Here is an 18204-nt window from a genome sequence, read left to right as displayed (position 1 = left end):
CTCCCAGGTTCCGGGTAGCTGTCCCTTATCGCTGGCCTGTATCTGAACAACACCTAATAATCGCTTTTCACTCGTACCTGTACGGATACGTATGTTCGCGGTCATATCCTGCGGAGCTTTTGTTGAAGGGTTTATCCATCCAAAACCACGCGCATCGGTATAAGCAAAACCATTATCAGCTGTGTAACCTGTAGGTGCAGTGGATGTAGATGGCAAAAATGCTATAGATTTATTGGTTCCTGTTGATTGAGCCACAATAGTAAAAGGACTCGAATTGGTTACAACCTGGTTATTATTGGCATCAACCGATTTTATTGAAATATTGTAATTACCCGGTGCTGTGAGGATAAACGGAACTGTATAATTAACATACGCACCATTATTCACTGCATATTTCAAGGAATCCATGCCTGCTCCCCCGCTATCTGTTCCGGTAGCAAGCACCTGTACCTGGTTGGTGTAGGCGCCTGCAGCATTGAGGGTACCCACAAGCCTTATACTTGCTGTGGGTGCTATGGCATCTATAACAGGATCTGCTGGAGCAATGGTTACAAAATTCATTTTGCTGTTAACACCGCCATTAGCATCAATGGTGAGTTTACCATCGGTAACTGTTACCACTCCTATCGCTATTTTATGTTTGGCCGATGCCGAAGTGATTAAGTCTGCTATAACCGGTAATCCTTCTGCGTTTATCTGCGTATTACTGTCATAATAACCTTCGTCACCCGCTCCTATTGTTACCCGGTAAGTACCGTTCACCACAGCACACTCCCAGGTCCCGGGTAACTGCCCCTTATCGCTGGCCTGTATCTGAACTACGCCTAACAATCGCTTTTCACTCGTACCTGTACGGATACGCATATTCGCGGCCATATCCTGCGGAACTTTCGTTGAAGGGTTTATCCACCCAAAACCACGCGCATCGGTATAAGCCAAACCATTATCAGCTGTGTAACCTGTAGGTGCAGTGGATGTAGATGGCAAAAATGCTATATTAATTGTAGTAAAGCTTGTTAATGCACCTGTCAATTCAGGTTTGGCAACGTTAGACGGGATTGAATAATTCTTGCTGACAAAAACAGCGCCTTTAGCGTAATCAGAAAAAATAAAGCAATATAGAACTGAAAATAGCATTAAACAAGCTCCATTTTTTCTTTTTACGAAATTTTTTAAATTATAATTAGTAATTAAACCCGTCATGTGCATAAAAATTAAATACATAAGTTGCTGATTACCAACAATAATACGCATTTATAAAGCGCCATACAGGTACCCGGAAAACCTGTGATAAGAATGTATAAAAGTGTACATGTAAGCTTTATCGCCTATAATAAATTTGAGAAAAGGCTTAAATTTATTATAATTCTGAATATTATTACATTGCCTTATGGGAAAGACCTTACCGCATATTTATTAAAAAAAAATAATTATTGATTCATAACTGTGAAATTTTGTGCCATTAAAATCAACCTTGTGTAGTTACCTTTGAGTCAGATCAGTTTTAAATCAGTTAATTTTGTAAGGTAAGCCCTCTAACAGGGGCTTATTCAATTATTTTCACATTGGAAAAATTGCATACTATTCCAATGATCCAGGCACCAATCATTTCACACACTCACAGGGCTTAATTTCCACCTACCAAAACTCAACTCATGTTTTGGCGGTTTTTATTTTGGCAATTTTCAGAAAAAAGGCCCCCGCGTAGTAATAACTACTCGAGAGCCTTCAAACTAATCTTAATGAATTACATCGAAAGTTAAGTGTTTTTTTACGTGATTTATTCATTTGTAACTAACCTGTGCAAGAATGTATTTAAAATCGTAAACAATTGAGTATTAGTATTAATACACATGCCAACGCTTACTATAGGTAATGATAAATTTCAGTAGAATTTATTTGCACAAAAATTCACATAATAGCCAACAACTTAATTTAAGGCAATGAATTTTAATAACTTATGATTTAAGTTTACTCTACAATTCTTTATTATAAACCAGTTTATCAAGTAATATTATGAAAACGAAAATAGCTTTATCAATAGCATTTTTGCTGATTGCCTGCTTTACTATAAACGCATATTCATCTCCTGCAAAAAATTCAGGCAAAAAAAAATATAGAGTAACCCATTCTAAATTATACAAACTAACATTAACAAGATCTGTCTCCATGTCAATTGAGGAGATAACAAAAAATCTGGAATTTGATTTTTCACGGGCAGACGTGCACACCCAGTATACAGAACAATTGGATCAGCTTGCAAAATTAATGAATGAAGGAAAATACGCTTTAGCGCTCAGGGGGCATGCCGATTCTATTGGTACCTACGTAGGGAATTGGAAATTATCTGACAAGAGAGCATTAGCTGTTAAGAAATATCTTGTAGAAAAAGGAGTTCCTGAGGATAAAATAGTCACCACGCCGTTCGGAAGTACACTTCCTGTCTCCAGCAATAAAACAAGTGCCGGAAGAAAAAAGAATCGTCGGGTCGAGATCAAGCTACAATCCACAAACAGTTAATTTCTTTTGCAAAAAAAATATTATGGGAATTTACTTATTAATCCAATGAAATATTCACATTGTCTTACAGTTTTATGCTGTTCATTACTGGCTGTTAGCGGCTGTAAAAAGGATACTGCAGTTTCCGGATCGGATATTCCTGAAACAACACAGAATTTTAAAGACGGGTTAACGGCTACCGCTACTAAACCGTTCACGGTAATAACTATTGCTGGAAAACCAAACGTAGAAGGTTATAAAGACGGGATAGGGAAAGACGCCCTGTTTGCGTCTGCTTTTGGAATTGAATTGGCAAATGACGGAAACCTTTTAATTGCTGATGTACGAAATAATAAGATCCGAAAGGTGACACAGGGTGGAGTTGTTTCCACTTTGAATATCCCAAATGCTGCAGATGGGTCAAAGCTTTTAAACCCATATATTGTTAAACAGGCCAAAGATGGTACAATAGCGATTTTTGCCTATCAGTTCGAATATGATTCAAAATATAAATTTTGGATTTACAAGCCAGGAGCCCAACCAATAGCCATTACCGGAAATAAAAATGGCTATTATGGTGGTTTTTCTGCTGATCCATACTACAATTACTATTGGACATGTGGCCTGGAGTTTACTGCTACAGGAATGAGGGGATTTATTGAAAAAATTTTACCGGATGGAAAGCAAGGCGTGGATACTTATTACCTGGCGCCCGACAGGTTGATACCAGAAGATCTGAATTTCCCATCTGTATCTAAGATTTTCTCTGGATATAATGGTGTGAAATATATAGTTGTCAACAATACCCATATTTATAAATACACCCCTTCAGGAGAATTGACAAGGATCTTTTCGAACTTTATCTATGGCGGAGTAGATGACATTATAGGTAACAAGGATAGCAGATCGATTTATTTAACCAGCGGGGGAAAGATATATAGTATTTCAAATAATCAGGTAAAATATCTTGTCGGTCCGCAAGAGCCGAGGGATGGCCATGACGGGATTGGTAAGGCTGCGGATGTTTACGCCTATAATTTGGCCTTATCCCAAGATGAAAATACTATTTACTTTACTGACACGCACAGAACAGTTAGAAAATTATTGCTGAAGTAGTATTATCATTACAGGTTGCGAAAGATTTAGTTGAAGCTGTTACCCCTCCGGGCACATTTAGTATCTATTTTCAACCTCAAATTACTTTTTTTATTTACAAATTTAGGGCTTGAATATTCCATTTACGCTTATTTGAATCTTTCGTCTTTTTTACTTCACTTTAACACCCTCGGGAATACATTACCCTGCCGAAGTTGATCAACTACCTTCGGCAACAATGTCGTCATAATTGACTTACCTGTGGATTGGTCGCGTAAATAAAACTCTATAAAATAAGGGTATTGTTTTAAACGTCAATGCCATTTAGCCTTCACAGGAGCAACGATATCAATTACGCATGCAAGTCTTTCTTTTGCCCTATCTGGTATAAAATAAACATAGTTGTGTCCTGAGTAAAAATTTAACAGGATAACTCTCAACCAATCCTCAGCTTCCCTTAGGGGGAGCTTCTGAAGGTATTGACCAGACCATTCCATGCTATTATTGGGTATTCCGGAGCCATCGACCATCTTATTTTGAAAACCACAAGCAGGAATTTCATGAACCTGGACGCGGGTTCAGTGGCGGCGGCGAGCCTGTTACCCTGGATAAGAAATAATAGAGAAGATATTGGTATTTTTACCTAAAATCTGATTCAAATGGATATGCTTATCGAAAAGATCAAAAATCATGTGCCACTGTCACCGGCAGATGAAGAAATGGTCAAAAAGCTATTCCACAAAAAAATAATACCAAAAGATGAACATTTGCTGGAAGCGGGCCAGGTTTGCCGGCATTTGACCTTTATCGAGCAGGGCCTTGTCAGATATTACCTGTTCACCAGCGGCGAAGAGCAAACGCATTACTTTAATAAGGAAGGAGAATGGGTTTGCGACTACCAGAGTTTTATACCCAAACTTCCGAGCATCGTCTATATACAAGCTTTAGAGGATACGACAATTTGGACAATCAGTTACGACGACCTGCAAACTTTTTACCGGGAAGTTAAGTACGGGGAAAGATTCGGACGTTTAGGATTAGAGCAGGTTTTTATCGACATCATCCGTCAAATTGACTCGCTCTACAGCGACAAGCCTGAAGTACGTTATGAAAAATTCATAAAGGCGTATTTTGATATTGCCCAGCGTATCCCCCAATACCATATTGCTTCTTATGTCGGTGTCAAACCCCAGTCTTTAAGCCGGATCCGTAAAAGAATTTCAAGCCAGTCTTGATTTGTTAACCCAGGTGCATCAATCCTCGCCGCCGTCCCGATAATTTTGTTCCGACATTTAAAAACGAATTATCATGACAACAAAAATTTTTTACGCAATTGCATTTGTAACCGGCCTGGGATTAATTTTTTTAGGTACCCGTTTTCTCTTATCCCCTGAAATAGCTGAAGCAGGATACGGCATACATTTTAATGAACAGGGAGATTATTCATTTCATTATATCAAAGGGATCAGGGATATACTTTCGGGGCTGTTATTGTGCGTTTTTGTGTTGATGAATGAAAGGCGTGCTTTGGGCGTAACCTTATTGGCAGGGACAATGGTTCCTGTTACCGATATGCTTATTGTGCTGGGCAAAAGCTATAATAGTATTCTTCAAGCCATGCCACACATCATTGCTATTCTGATTTGCGCTGTATTCGGGATTATTTTATTGATAACTAAACCTCAACAAAAAGCGCTATGAAAACACAAGGATACATTAAACTGGTCAGTTCAGCAGACACAGGTAACAACAGCGTATTGGAATTGAATATTCTTCCGGGCGAAAAAACGCCCTGGCATTATCACACTTTGTTTTCAGAAACATTTGAGGTTTTGAAAGGTACACTGGAAGTAGGGAAAGGTAAAGACATCCACCATTTATTGCAGGGAGATAAAGCAACCATCGAACCGAACGAAAAACATTATTATCACAATGTTTCCAGCGAGGAATGTGTGATCACAACAACCATTGAACCTGGGAATAAAAACTTTGAACATGCCCTATTCATTTTAAAAGGGTTGGCAAAAGATGGCCTGGCAAACGATGCGGGAACTCCGCGTAAATTTTCAGACTTAGTATTATTTGTCTATTTAAGCAACTCCAAAATGGTCGGGTTTCAAAAAATAGCCGAGCCGATATTTGATTTTTTTGCAAAAGCATTTATCAAAAAAGGTTATTTAAATGCGTTGTTGCAGAAATATGGTAACGAAACAGGAAACAAAATATAAGACCAATAGACAAGGAATAACCAAGCTGAAAACTACACGGCTTGGTTATTAGCTTTTACCCACGTTGATAATTTTCCTTACCCAGTTACTTCCCTGAACAGCATCGAGCAAACATCTGGCACAGTCGGCATGTGGTAAGGCATTGAAGGGAGATATTTGAGCTTTAACTCCAGCTTTATATTTGGTATCATTTAAACCGGAAGCCCTGACAATGATCCAATCCAGTGCGCTTTTTTACAAATTACACGATGTAGGGTGTATGATCTGCTGGCACAGAGGATCATTTTCCTTACTAAAATTCCAATTCAGTCATCGTGACTGGCAATAGATGATTTATAGTAGTTCTTACTGGTGTACCTCACCTTTACGCTGCCATTTAAAGTTTCCCGTTCGCTTTGCGATAAGCCACTGGTTGTCCTCCCGTATGTAACCGTCCTGGTAGATAGCGCCGATAGTAGTCTTCATTTTTTTGCCGTTTTCATTGCCGATCAAGGTAATCAAGCTGTAACACGTTCCTGTAGCGTTATCACCATCGATGGTTACCACCTGCTGGCCGTTAAAATGGAAAACGGTTTCAAAATCTTTAAGAAACTTACCAAACGCCTCCGACATTTCCTTTCGACCTTTCAGTTTTAAAATTGATTTACCTCCCGCAAAAGTTTCCGACAGTGCATTTTCAGAAAACAGCTGTACCTGCGCGTTGAAATCTTTATTATCCCCCAGGACGGAAACGCGGTCAACAAGCTCTTTCAGGGAAATCCTGTCCGCTAATTCTTTGACATTCATAGCTTTTGTTTTTATATAAATTATAAGGATAATTATTGGCGACTTATTATGCACTAATCAATGCCTGCTTATTTTTATAAAGGCTATCTTGAATTTGAGATAGCCTCTTAATAGCAATTGTATTTTTGAACTTTTAATAACTTTCATTTTCAGGATACAGTTAGCACAATCTTGCCTTGAATGTTTGCTTGCGCGGCGCGTTCGTGTGCTTTTCGGGCATCGGCAACCGGAAACGTGCTGTCAATGGCCGCCCGGATCGTACCGTCGTTAAGCAAACGAGCAACTTCCGCCAGTTGGGCTCCGCTTGAACGCACCTGCGTTGCCGAGACCTTGACACCCAGCTGCTCTGCTTCCGCTGACCCAGAGAAGCCCAAAGGGAATATAGGGAACAAAGCGCCGCCGGGTTTTAACGTACGCAAAAAACGGCCGGTGGTCGGTCCGCCAACAGAGTCGATGACAAGATCGACGTCATGCACAACATCCTCGGCTGTGGTCTTGGTATAGTCGATGAATTCATCAGCGCCAATATCTCGTAGGAACGCTTCATGCTTACCGGATGCTACAGCGATCACATGCGCACCTTTCCATTTTGCCAGTTGTACTGCGAAGTGCCCTACGCCTCCCCCGGCGCCATTAATAAGCACCTTTTTACCTTTGAGCGGTACCGGCATATGCTTGTCAGGCTGTAGCGGGTTCTGTACGTCATGTCCCACCTCGATCATGAATTGCCATGCGGTAAGCAATGACATCGGCGCGGCAGCTGCATGCACATGATCAATACCCGCCGGCTTGAGGGCAATTTCCGATGCGGGCGCGGTTACGAACTCAGCATACGCCTGGCTTGGCCCATAGCTGGGAAAACGAACCATAGAATATACTTCATCACCAACGGAGAAGCCCTCAACATCATTCGCGATGGCCTCAATTACGCCCGAAATGTCTGTGCCGAGAATGATAGGAAAGGGTACTTTCGGCTGCCACTCAGGTGGCAACATCTTATATCCTTCACGTAAGTACCAGTCAGGAGGATTCAGACCGATAGCGTGAACGCGAATGCGCACCTCGCCCGGCATTATTTCAGGAATGGGTGCATCCTCGTAGCGCAGTACTTCCGGCCCACCAAATTCGTGCTGGCGGATCGCCTTCATAACCGGCGTATTTTGGATCGTATGAGTTTTTATTGTTAATGGTTCCATTATTTTATGCTTTTATGAACGGCCAAGTTAGATCCTTTGTTTACTTTTGGCAAGTATGTACTTATTTGTATCTTATATACCAAAAAGTATGTATTATTGATTGTCAATTATTTATATTAAATTAATATGAAAAATAAATCAGATATCCCCGATTGTATAATCAATTGCGGGGTTGAATATGCCTTTAAACGCATAGGCGGAAAATATAAAGCGCGGATCTTGTGGCATTTGGGTATGAAGAACGTATTGCGTTATGGGGAACTAAGCAGGACTTTACCTGATATTACTACTAAAATGCTCACCCAAACATTGAGGGATCTGGAAGAAGACAAATTGATTGTGCGCAAAATGTACCACGAAGTGCCGCCCAAAGTAGAATATTCTCTGAGTGACACAGGAAAAGAATTGATTCCGTTTATAGAGCACTTGCATCTTTGGGGTAAAAAGCAACTGGAAACTGAATCATTGGTAAAATAAAATTAACCTGCACGGCGCGAAATTCAATATGCTATTCCGCGCTGTAAACAAGCCTCCTGCAAATCAGGCGGCTTGTTTTTTTATTTCAATCCGAGGCAGACTTTTGAAAGCATCTTGGAGCCCCGTAAACACCAGTGCCCTATCCTCCTCATGCTGTCCCGAACATGTACCCGGTTTCTTTTTTTGCTTCCGACATCACGAAGAAACTTTGCATGTTACCCACATCCGGCAATTTCGAAAGCTTTTTGATCAGCACCTCGTTATACTCATCCATGTCTTTAATGGCCAGGCGCAGCAGGAAATCAAACGCCCCGGTCATATGATAACATTCCAGTACCTCGGGTAATTTGATTACTTCCTCCATAAAGGCCATCAGGCTTTCCTGTGAATGTACCCGCACATGGACCTGGGTATAGGCGATTAACCCCTTACCAACCTTTTTGTGGTTAATGATGGCCGTATAACGCTGAATATATCCTTCCTCCTGTAGCCGGCGGATCCTGGCATGTATAGGGGTGATCGTTTTATGCAATAAATGGGCGATCTCTTTATGTGTCAGGCGGGCGTCCTGCTCCAGCAGTCTCAGTATACCCAGGTCCGTTTTATCTAATACGTGATCCATTTTAAGCGGGGATTAAAGCATTTGCGGTTAATAATAAGTTTTCGGCCTTTTCGACCATTAATTTTAAGCCGATAAGATCGGGAACCGTTGATGTATCCCTATTACGGCGATCTCCAGGATACGTTCGGCGCTCTTACCCACCTTTCCAACTGTTCGCTCTGCCAGGAAAGCCATCGGATTACATTCGTAAACCAGCTGTAAAAGCTCGCCTTTTGCGCAGGGGAAATCAGCCTGTTTTTCAATGAAAAATTGCCCTAAAGTGATCACTTCGGTCATATACTTAGTGTAATTAATACATTAATTAACTTATGAATTGGTAGGTGCAAAGTAAGGTTAAATTCATCGATTTTTCAAAATATACGTATGATATTAACCTTTCAACTACATAAGCTGACATGAAAAACGAAATAGAAAGTGTATTAAACTAAAGGGTTTGTGTACTTAATTTCATGAAATCAGGCACTAATCGTCACCTGTTTGGAAAAATTGACTAAAAAATCAATGAATTTTGGTCATGTTTTCCAAAGTGCAAATGAAGTGTGGTTTTAATGACCAAAACATTAAAACTTTGTATAGAAATCTGGAACCCAATCCTGCATTTTCCAACCAATTATAAAATGCCTGTATGCTGAATAAAAAACACAATTTCGGGGCGGGGCCATGTATCCTGCCGGATTCCGTATTAACACGAGCCTCGGAAGCCGTGAAGCACTGGGACAGGGCGGATCTCTCCATTTTAGAGATCTCCCACCGTTCCACAGAATTTGAGCTGGTCGTTCGCGAAACCGAATTTCTGGTCAGGGAGCTCCTCGATGTCCCCGAAACCTACAGCATCCTCTTTTTACAGGGCGGTGCCAGCATGCAATTTGCAATGGTGCCCATGAATTTTTTGGGCACAGGGCAAAAAGCGGCATACCTCGAGGCTGGTTTCTTTGGCGAAAAAGCCATTAAAGAAGCCAGGATCTCGGGTGATGTTACTGTGGTGGCAACGTCAAAAGATACCCATTACCGATCTATCCCCAGGGAATACAATATCCCTGCAGATGCGGCGTACTTCCATACTACTTCCAATAATACCATAGAAGGAACCGAAATGTTCAACTTCCCGAAATCGCCGGTCCCGGTTGTTTGTGACATGTCTTCTGATATTTTCAGCAGGGTGATCAATATCAGCGATTTTGACCTCATTTACGCCGGCGCACAAAAGAATATGGGGCCGGCCGGCATGACACTGGTTATTGTTAAGAACAGCTTTTTAGATGGCATCAAAAACCCTGTACATGCGATCCTTGATTACCGGGTATACCGGGCCAACGGCTCGATGTACAATACGCCGCCCGTATTCGCGATCTATACCGCCATGCTCAACCTGCAATGGTTAAAAAGTAAAGGCGGTGTGAAGTTCATACATATGGCAAACCTGGCCAAGGCGCAATTACTCTATGACGAGATAGACAACAACCCCTTGTTTTACGGATTGGCCGAAAAGACCGACCGTTCCCTGACGAATGTAACGTTCCGGATGTACGACAAGGAAAAGGAAGAGGAATTTCTAAGCTATGCTGCCAGGCGGGGCATGGTAGGGATCAAAGGTTACCGTACCATTGGCGGGTTCAGAGCCTCCCTTTACAACGCGCTCCCCCTTGAAAGTGTGCAGACCCTGGTGGACTGTATGAAAACTTACACATTCGAAACAAAACAAAACCTGGTTCAGGTATAAAACATAAAGATGGCCACTATCCAACCCTTTCGCGCGCTGCGCCCTAATTCATTTTATGCCGATCAATTGGTATTTCCCGGTGATGAGCAGGTCTTCTTCTTTGGTATAGGTGAAAAAGAACATCCGCTACTGCCCCTGAAAGCCCAGCTGGAAGCGCCGGCCCGTCTCCGTCCGGAAACTGCCCATGGCCAGGAAAAGGCATACCATGATATCCGGGAAGCACTCGAATGTTTATTGCGGCTGGAACGCGTAAGGCAGGATGCACAACCCGGAATTTATATCTATGAGATTGTGCACCGTAATTACCGCCAAACCGGTATCTGGGCATTGACATCTATCCGGGACTTCTTCGATGGCAGAATCAGACTGCATGAACAGACGCTCGCCGACAGCGAACGCCGGATCTGTAATTACCGTAAGCATACCGGTCTGGAAGGGAGCCCGGTTTTATTGACTTATCAGCCGGACATTACCATCAACAGGGTCATTGCGGAAACCTGTGCCAATACCCGAAAATCAACGGTGGGAAACCGGAAGAGCCTGCACCGCATCTGGAAGATAGAAGACAGTGAAACGCTCCTTAAATTACAGGATGCTTTCTCCCGGATCGAAACCGTTTATATGGCTGACGGGCACCACAGGCTTGCTTCAACGGCGTGCCTGGCAGTTGAATCTGGCACAGACGAGTATATTTCTTCACTTTATATAGCCTCCGACCAGTTACGGATCATTGAATATTACCGCCTGGTCCTTCCTGATACTGCTGTAAACGAAGTTGACCTGTTCTCCCGCTTAAGCGAACTATTTACGATCATTCCAAGCGAAGGGAACTTACCGGTCAAGCCCTATTCAGCTAACATCCTGGGGATCTGCATCCACAGTAAATGGCATGAATTACATGCGAAATCCCCCGCAGCGCTGGATGTGGTTCTCTTACAGGATGAGGTCCTGGCAAAGATTTTCCGGATCAGCGATCCCAGGAATGATACCCGCCTGAAATGTATCGGTGGCGAAAAAGCGATGGAAGAAACCCTGGCATTGCTCCGGGCTGAACCTTCGGCCATTGCCTTTACGCTTTGCCCAATGACGGTGCAGCAGTTGATCAGCGCGGCTGATGCCGGACAGATCCTGCCGCCAAAATCAACCTGGATCGACCCTAAAGTACCCTATGGCCTTTTAATGTATCAGCACAACACCGTTGGCTAAGCCCCCGAAAATCTAACAAATTCAGTAAAACAGAAATGGCCGTAAATAAAATAGCAGCCTGAAAAAAGACAAGATCCTCATTATTGGTGCCCGCGGGCAGATCGGCACCGAATTAGCAATTGCCTTAAATAGGCAATACGGCTGTATTTTCCGGAAGGCTTGACCATGGATGTTCAGCACTTTGTGTAAGATGAAAAAACAATGGCTTCTGGATGTAAATAAGTTGATATGGTCAAAGTTTTTCATAAGAACTGGTTTGCTATTTCAGAACAAACGGGGCAAAGGAGCCGGAATCTCTATGCAAACCTCTTTTCTTAAGATAAACCAGCAGTTCTCTTGGCCTGTCTGTTTGAATAATGGTTGCGCCTTGTTCAACCAACCAGTCCCAGCTGTCTTTGATGTTGCTCAGATCAATAGCGGTGTCATCATCATGCCCTGCATTCAGGCTCGCCCAAAGCGAATTGATCCATATTTTTGATCCCTTACGGTTGATAAATAAGTGATTTGCCAAAACAGCTGATGTATCCTTTTTGAAATTAAGTTCAAACGCTACCGGTTGTATGTGTTGCTGGTAATCGTTGATCGTTTGCATAGCATGAGGCTTATCCAGGGCAACAACAGCCATGAAAGTAATGCTATCTATAATGGAAGGATAGCGTTCCTTTACCTGACTATAAACCGCATCTGTTTTAAAAATAGCTTGTTTTAAGATACCGGTATTTTAAGTACCTGGTAAGCTTCATCATAATAATCGTAACTTTTAGTCAGATTACCTCGACCATAACCATGAGGATTACCCTGCACTATTCAAATTCTTCCAACGCTTCACAAAAAGCCAAGTGGGCACCGTAATAAAGTGAGGGTAAAATCTCTTATTTTCTGTCATAAAGTGATGGTAAAATCATTGCTTGCCTTTATGAAGTGTAGTGGTTGATCGACATCAGTATAAAAATATTTTTTGACGGTAAGACGCCCTTTCGCTCCAATTCGCTTATAGGCTGATTTATTCCATCATTAGTCCAATTTCTTCTTCCTCTATAGCAGATGCCTGTTTTGGGCTGACGGTGCGTTCAATCCATTTAACGCGCAAAACAAGCACCAGTATGCATAGGATCAATATCGAATAACTTGCTCCCAGCCAAGCTTGGCTGTTAATATGGAGCGCTTTTACAACGACGAAGCTAAATGCAGAGGTTGAAATGATGTACCCGCCACCGGTCAGCCCGCTGGCCATACCGCCATATTGAGAGAACCGCGTTAAACAATAGGCCAGCATACCATTAAATATAAACCCGGCTGCTGAATGAAGTAAGATGACATAAGCCATCAAAGTATATAAATTATGCACCTGTAAGGTTAGCAGGATTAAGCAACCGGAAAGCAATAGCTGAATGACAGCTCCCGCAAACATCCGTTTAAAGAATGGCCTGGAAAGAACAGCTTTGGAGATCAAGCTGCCACCGAGCATGGCCAAACCGGAGATCATGGAACAATTGCCGGTGACGGTCGCGGGGTAATGCATTACTTGCTCGATCAGAAACGGGCTTGACATATTGTAGACCATCAAAACACCGTAGGAAAGTCCCAAAATAAAGAGGCCTGCTGTGAAATCCCAGGTGCTGATCATCAGGCGGTAAGCTTTCCCGATAGTTTTCAGGCGGAAGGGTACTTTTATGGCAATCGTTTCGCCGCTGAAGATAAGTTCTAACAGGAGAAACACCAGACCGAAACAACCAAGAAAATAGAAGTTGGACTGCCAGCCAAAATGGGTCTGTAGAAATCCCCCGGCAAAGGGCGCAAGAATGGGAGCTGCCGACCAGATGATCGAAAAAAGACTAGTATAGTGCTTTAGCTTATCGCCTGAAAACAGGTCGAAGAAATAAGATCGTTTACTAACCACGATTACGGCGGACATCAATCCTTGTAGGGCACGCATATAATAGATTACTTGCAGGTTACCAGTATTGGCAATCACAAAGCTGGCGACACTAAACCCCGCCAGCGCAATGATGTTTGGCCTGTAGCGGCCATAGCTGTCAAGCACGCCTCCCACCAATAACTGGCCTATGCCATAGGTAGCTAAAAATATGGAAATGGATAGTTGTATGGCTGCCGGCGTTGCACCCAGTTTCGTGCTCATATCTGGCAAGGATGGAATATAGATATCCAGCGCGAAACCGGTAATGGGGATAAGGCAAAATGCCAGGATGGTACCTATGGCTTTATTTGATTCTTTGATGTTTTTCATAACTTGCTTTATATGGTACAAATGTACCCGGGCAAGCCTGTCTGCAGGTAAGATGAATCAAAGCAATGCTTATACAAATCAAATATTAACTTACCTGTCTCCAATGTTCCCTGAACAGCAGCGGCGTGGTTCTTGTATTTTGCTTGAAATACTTATTGAAATGAGAAGGATATTCGAAGCCAAGCGTGTAGGCGATCTGCGCTGCATCCCAATCCGTATGCAGGAGCAATGTTTTAGCCTCTTCCACAATCCGTTCGTGGATAATCCCCCGGGTGGTTTTACCGGTCGCTTTTTTCACAACATTGTTCAAATAATTAACATGGACATGTAACTGGTCGGCGTAGGCAGCCGGTGTGAGGAACCTTAACGGATTTTCAGGTGAATCAACCGGGAACTGCTGGTTCAGCACACCGAAAAACCTGGCGATCAAACGGTCATTGGAACTATCTTGTTGTACCGGCCCCTGCAAACGAATACCTTCCAGTATCATCATTTGCAGCAGGCTCCTGATCATATCGTATTTATAAAGATACTGACTGGCCAGCAAAGCTTCCATTTCCCTGTACATATGGATAAACCGGTCACTTTGCCCGGCGTTTAATGGAATAACGGCAGGTACGGCAGGGTTAAATAGAGCACTCCGGTATCTGATATCCTGCCGTATGGTATTCAATAAAAAAGTATCATTGAAAAGACAATAGTAGCCTGATTGTGAATCTGACATTTTTTGATACGCCGACGGAACAGCCGGATTGTAAAATATAATACCCCCGTTTTTAATCAATATATCTTTATCTGCTGCCTTATGCATACCATCGCCGATGATCAGGCTTATCTTATAATAATCCCGGCGATTGTAAGGCGTTTGTTTAGTCAGGCAAATACGTTCCTTTACGTTAAAATGGCTCACATTCGCTTTGGAAAGCAGCTCAGCTGGCATTTGCTGATGAGTGCGCTGATAAAACTCCGGCAACGTTTCTGTTCCTATTTGCATGGCTTGATTATTATACAAGTCAAATATAAGGCAGATTAATAAGCATAGTTGATGTGTAGGAAGAAATGACCAGTTGTTTACAATGTATGCCTCGCCCCCTTTCAACGATGGCTCTGTTAAAGACACCCAGGGCCATATCTTAGTGGAAGACTTATAAGCTAAACCCAGGGTATAGGATTAACCGGGGTTTAACTTATTAAAATACTGGACAAATCCCCCAGTCTTGCTCAAAACCGGTATGTTCTCGTAAATCGCATTGCCGGTCAGCCACCCCAAAGACGGAGCCGGATTCCCAATGGAAACAGCCGCCTTTTCATTTGCACATGACAGATAAGTTAACCTGCGTAAAAATTCTATTGACTTTGTTACATTGTAGGGGGCTATCTCCCTGCTGATTTAATAATAGATTAATATTGGTGGTCTACTTTTGCCGGTACATCAATGGTCTTATGGTGCCATTTTTTGTAATCAAAAAAATAATTTTCGTAAACTATGTCACCGAAAAAAATTCTTTGCCTGGCCACCCTGTTACTAACATGCGGCAGGTTTGTGCAGGCGCAAGATCTTGCCGCTATTGAACACAACCGGGTAAAACTACCCAATGGTTGGTCGCTAACACCCGTTGGGAAAAGTCTGCCACTGGGCGACTTGCCCTTAAATATAGCCGTAAGTAAGAGCCACCATTACGCCGCGGTTACCAACAACGGCCAAAGCGTTCAAACCATCCAATTGCTGGACGCCAGGACAGACCGCGAACTGGATAAGGTATTGATCAGTAAGGCTTGGGGCGGCCTGGTGTTCAGTGCGGACGAGCAGTCACTCTATGCCTCCGGCGGCGATAACAACTGGATTATCCGTTATGCCATCACCAACGACAAACTGATGGCAGCCGATACCATCAAACTGGGCGAAGCATGGAGCAAAAAACCAAATTCGGAATCTATTTCGCCTACCGGCCTGGCGCTTGATGATAAACGGGGCATTTTATACGTTGTTACCAAGCTGGATAACAGCCTTTATCTCATCGACCTTAAAACAAAAACCATTAGCCAGAAGATCAAACTGGGCACCGAAGCTTATACCTGCCTGCTATCACCCGATCAGTCAAAGTTATACATCAGCCTTTGGGGCGGCGATAAAGTGGCCATATTTGACACGAAGAAAAATAAGCTGCTCGACGCCATTGCGGTGGGTGATAACCCGAATGACCTGTGCATTTCCCGGAATGGGAAATACTTATATGTGGCCAATGCCAACGATAATACGGTGTCGGTAATTGATGTGCGCAAAGCTAAAGTGCTGGAAACCCTGAACACTGCGGTATCGCCCACCCCGCTGAGCGGAACCACCAGTAACTCGGTAGCCCTGAGCAAAGACGACAAAACTTTATACATTGCCAATGCCGATAATAATTGCCTGGCCGTGTTTGATGTAACAAAGGCAGGTTCCAGCCAGTCGCTTGGGTTTGTGCCTACAGGCTGGTATCCCAGCGTTGTGCGCGTTATAGATAACAAACTGTACGTAGCCAACGCCAAAGGCTTTTCGTCGCTGCCTAATCCGCATGGACCTAACCCTGTAGCCAAAAACCAAACTGTTGTACTGCACGGCGGCGACCCATTTCGGCCGCTGCGTACCGAATATATAGGCGGTGGATTACTGATGGGTACCCTGAGCATCATCCCTACGCCAACCAAAAAAGAGCTGCCGGTTTACGCACAGGCGGTAGTTCACAATACGCCTTACCACCGGGAGCAGGAAACAGGCATTAATAGCGAAGCGGGTAACCCTGTTCCGGCTAAAGTGGGCGCTGCATCACCCATTAAATATGTTTTCTACATCATTCAGGAAAACCGGACGTATGACCAGGTACTGTCTGACATGCCCAGGGGCAACGGCGATACCAGCCTGCTGCTATTTGGCAAGCGCATTACGCCCAACCACCATGCACTGGCAGGAAACTTTGTGCTGCTGGACAATTTTTATGTAGATGGCGAGGTAAGTGCCGACGGGCATAACTGGAGTTTGGGCGCCTACGCCACAGATTATATGGAAAAGAACTGGCCTACCAGCTATGGCAGCCGCGGCCCCGGGGCCGCGGGCCCAACGGCTAAGAACAAGCTGTACATCTGGGATCAGGCCAGTCGTTTCAACGTAACTTTCCGCACCTACGGCGAGTTTATTAATGCCGATAATACGCCGCAGATACCCGTACTGAAAGATCACTTTGCCAAAACGTACCCTACCCGCGATCTGCGCGACCCCGATACCCTGCGCTACCAGGCATGGGAACATGATTTTGACTCGCTGATGCGCAACAACGCGCTGCCACAGCTAAGTACTATGCGCATGCTGTCTGACCATACCGAGGGTACAACCGCGGGCAGACCCACGCCTTTTGCACATGTCGCCGATAACGATCTGGCTGTTGGCCGCCTGGTAGAGCACATTGCCAAAAGCCCGATATGGGAAAACAGCGTGATCTTCATTGTGGAAGACGACGCCCAAAATGGCCCCGACCATGTGGATGCCCACCGCTCACCTGCATATATTGCCGGAGGCTTTGTAAAACGGAACTTTGTAGATCATACCATGTATTCTACCTCCTCTGTTCTGCGCACTATAGAGCTGATCCTTGGTTTGCCGCCGATGACGCAGTATGACGCTTCGGCCACAGCCATGTGGCGTTGTTTTAGTAAAACGCCCAACAATACAGCCTTTAGCAGTTTCCCATCCAATATCAACCTGAAGGAACTTAACCCTAAGGGGACAAAACTTGCGGCGATGGCCAAAGGGCTTGATTTTTCGGCAGTAGATCGCGTGCCTGACGAAATCATGAACAACATGATATGGAAGGCCATTAAAGGGGAGGATGCTCCGGTACCAATTCCGGTGCGTGCCGCCTTTGTAAAGGCTGTTCAGAAAGCAGGAGATGATGATTAAGTGATAAGGCATGAGTCGATTAAGCAAATACCCCGGGTTTTACAGAGCCTAGGGTATTTGAAATTAATTCAGATGAGGCTTTTTCTGGTGACATTGGGCCGTTAATCGGAGCATATATGCTGGCAGCTTTTCCACCAAAAAAAAAGCAACATTATCTAAATCCCCTATCAAATCCGCTGCCCGAATAGCTGTT

At 43.6% G+C, this 18204-nt stretch carries 17 protein-coding genes; 9 read left to right on the top strand and 8 right to left on the bottom strand.

Features of this window, described 5'->3' with window-relative positions:
- Nucleotides 1-1137 (bottom strand): hypothetical protein (locus AC1DYB_RS26420; protein ID WP_477439449.1); only part of this gene is annotated, 1137 nt, incomplete at its 3' end.
- Nucleotides 1138-2016: 879 nt separating this feature from the next.
- Here AC1DYB_RS26420 and AC1DYB_RS26415 point away from each other — a divergent pair.
- The 5 genes from AC1DYB_RS26415 to AC1DYB_RS26395 all read left to right on the top strand — a co-directional run bounded on the left by AC1DYB_RS26415 (nt 2017) and on the right by AC1DYB_RS26395 (nt 5822).
- On the top strand, nt 2017-2520 hold the full coding sequence (locus AC1DYB_RS26415; protein WP_477439447.1) for an OmpA family protein: 504 nt from the start codon (nt 2017-2019) through the stop codon (nt 2518-2520).
- Between the two features lie 6 nt (nt 2521-2526).
- Nucleotides 2527-3615, top strand: a complete 1089-nt coding sequence (locus tag AC1DYB_RS26410) for a hypothetical protein (protein ID WP_477439445.1) — start codon at nt 2527-2529, stop codon at nt 3613-3615.
- Nucleotides 3616-4253: 638 nt separating this feature from the next.
- Entirely contained in the window at nt 4254-4829 is a 576-nt protein-coding gene (locus AC1DYB_RS26405) for a Crp/Fnr family transcriptional regulator (protein WP_477395940.1), read from the top strand.
- A 73-nt stretch (nt 4830-4902) separates the two neighbouring features.
- On the top strand, nt 4903-5295 hold the full coding sequence (locus AC1DYB_RS26400) for a DUF4267 domain-containing protein (RefSeq protein WP_477439443.1): 393 nt from the start codon (nt 4903-4905) through the stop codon (nt 5293-5295).
- Nucleotides 5292-5822, top strand: coding sequence for a cupin domain-containing protein (locus tag AC1DYB_RS26395; protein ID WP_477439441.1), 531 nt, complete (start codon nt 5292-5294; stop codon nt 5820-5822). Before AC1DYB_RS26400 ends, AC1DYB_RS26395 begins: the two co-directional genes overlap by 4 nt.
- 345 nt (nt 5823-6167) lie before the next feature.
- Here the strand turns inward: AC1DYB_RS26395 and AC1DYB_RS26390 are convergent, their stop codons facing one another.
- Complete coding sequence (locus AC1DYB_RS26390; RefSeq protein WP_477439439.1) at nt 6168-6608, bottom strand: nuclear transport factor 2 family protein; 441 nt, start codon at nt 6606-6608, stop codon at nt 6168-6170.
- Between the two features lie 149 nt (nt 6609-6757).
- On the bottom strand, nt 6758-7804 hold the full coding sequence (locus tag AC1DYB_RS26385; protein WP_477439437.1) for an NADP-dependent oxidoreductase: 1047 nt from the start codon (nt 7802-7804) through the stop codon (nt 6758-6760).
- Between the two features lie 126 nt (nt 7805-7930).
- On the opposite strand from AC1DYB_RS26385, the gene AC1DYB_RS26380 reads away from it, so the two are divergent.
- Nucleotides 7931-8281: a winged helix-turn-helix transcriptional regulator gene (locus AC1DYB_RS26380; protein WP_295718882.1), complete on the top strand. Its 351-nt coding sequence runs from the start codon at nt 7931-7933 to the stop codon at nt 8279-8281.
- Between the two features lie 148 nt (nt 8282-8429).
- Here AC1DYB_RS26380 and AC1DYB_RS26375 read toward each other — a convergent pair whose 3' ends face one another.
- The gene (locus tag AC1DYB_RS26375; protein ID WP_477395927.1) at nt 8430-8903 is read right to left on the bottom strand and encodes an Lrp/AsnC family transcriptional regulator; all 474 of its coding nucleotides are present in this window, start codon (nt 8901-8903) and stop codon (nt 8430-8432) included.
- 63 nt (nt 8904-8966) lie between these two features.
- Complete coding sequence (locus AC1DYB_RS26370; protein ID WP_477439434.1) at nt 8967-9179, bottom strand: hypothetical protein; 213 nt, start codon at nt 9177-9179, stop codon at nt 8967-8969.
- Nucleotides 9180-9528: 349 nt separating this feature from the next.
- On the opposite strand from AC1DYB_RS26370, the gene serC reads away from it, so the two are divergent.
- Both serC and AC1DYB_RS26360 read left to right on the top strand, forming a co-directional pair.
- Nucleotides 9529-10623 carry a 3-phosphoserine/phosphohydroxythreonine transaminase gene (gene serC, locus AC1DYB_RS26365; protein ID WP_477439432.1) on the top strand — a complete coding sequence of 365 codons (1095 nt, stop codon included), beginning with the start codon at nt 9529-9531 and terminating at the stop codon, nt 10621-10623.
- Nucleotides 10624-10632: 9 nt separating this feature from the next.
- Entirely contained in the window at nt 10633-11829 is a 1197-nt protein-coding gene (locus AC1DYB_RS26360) for a DUF1015 family protein (protein WP_477439430.1), read from the top strand.
- A gap of 259 nt (nt 11830-12088) precedes the next feature.
- On the opposite strand, the gene AC1DYB_RS26355 is transcribed toward AC1DYB_RS26360, so the two are convergent.
- From AC1DYB_RS26355 to AC1DYB_RS26345, 3 genes are all read right to left on the bottom strand, one after another.
- On the bottom strand, nt 12089-12454 hold the full coding sequence (locus AC1DYB_RS26355) for a DUF4996 domain-containing protein (protein ID WP_477439428.1): 366 nt from the start codon (nt 12452-12454) through the stop codon (nt 12089-12091).
- A 378-nt stretch (nt 12455-12832) separates the two neighbouring features.
- Entirely contained in the window at nt 12833-14077 is a 1245-nt protein-coding gene (locus AC1DYB_RS26350) for an MFS transporter (protein WP_477439426.1), read from the bottom strand.
- 85 nt (nt 14078-14162) lie between these two features.
- Nucleotides 14163-15071, bottom strand: a complete 909-nt coding sequence (locus tag AC1DYB_RS26345; RefSeq protein ID WP_477439424.1) for a helix-turn-helix domain-containing protein — start codon at nt 15069-15071, stop codon at nt 14163-14165.
- Nucleotides 15072-15563: 492 nt separating this feature from the next.
- Between AC1DYB_RS26345 and AC1DYB_RS26340 the strand changes: the two genes are divergently transcribed.
- Nucleotides 15564-18011, top strand: a complete 2448-nt coding sequence (locus AC1DYB_RS26340; protein WP_477439421.1) for a bifunctional YncE family protein/alkaline phosphatase family protein — start codon at nt 15564-15566, stop codon at nt 18009-18011.
- Nucleotides 18012-18204: the final 193 nt, after the last annotated feature.

The sequence above is a fragment of the Mucilaginibacter sp. P2_A4 genome (genome assembly GCF_056405015.1).
This window is presented reverse-complemented; position numbering and strand designations above follow the sequence as displayed.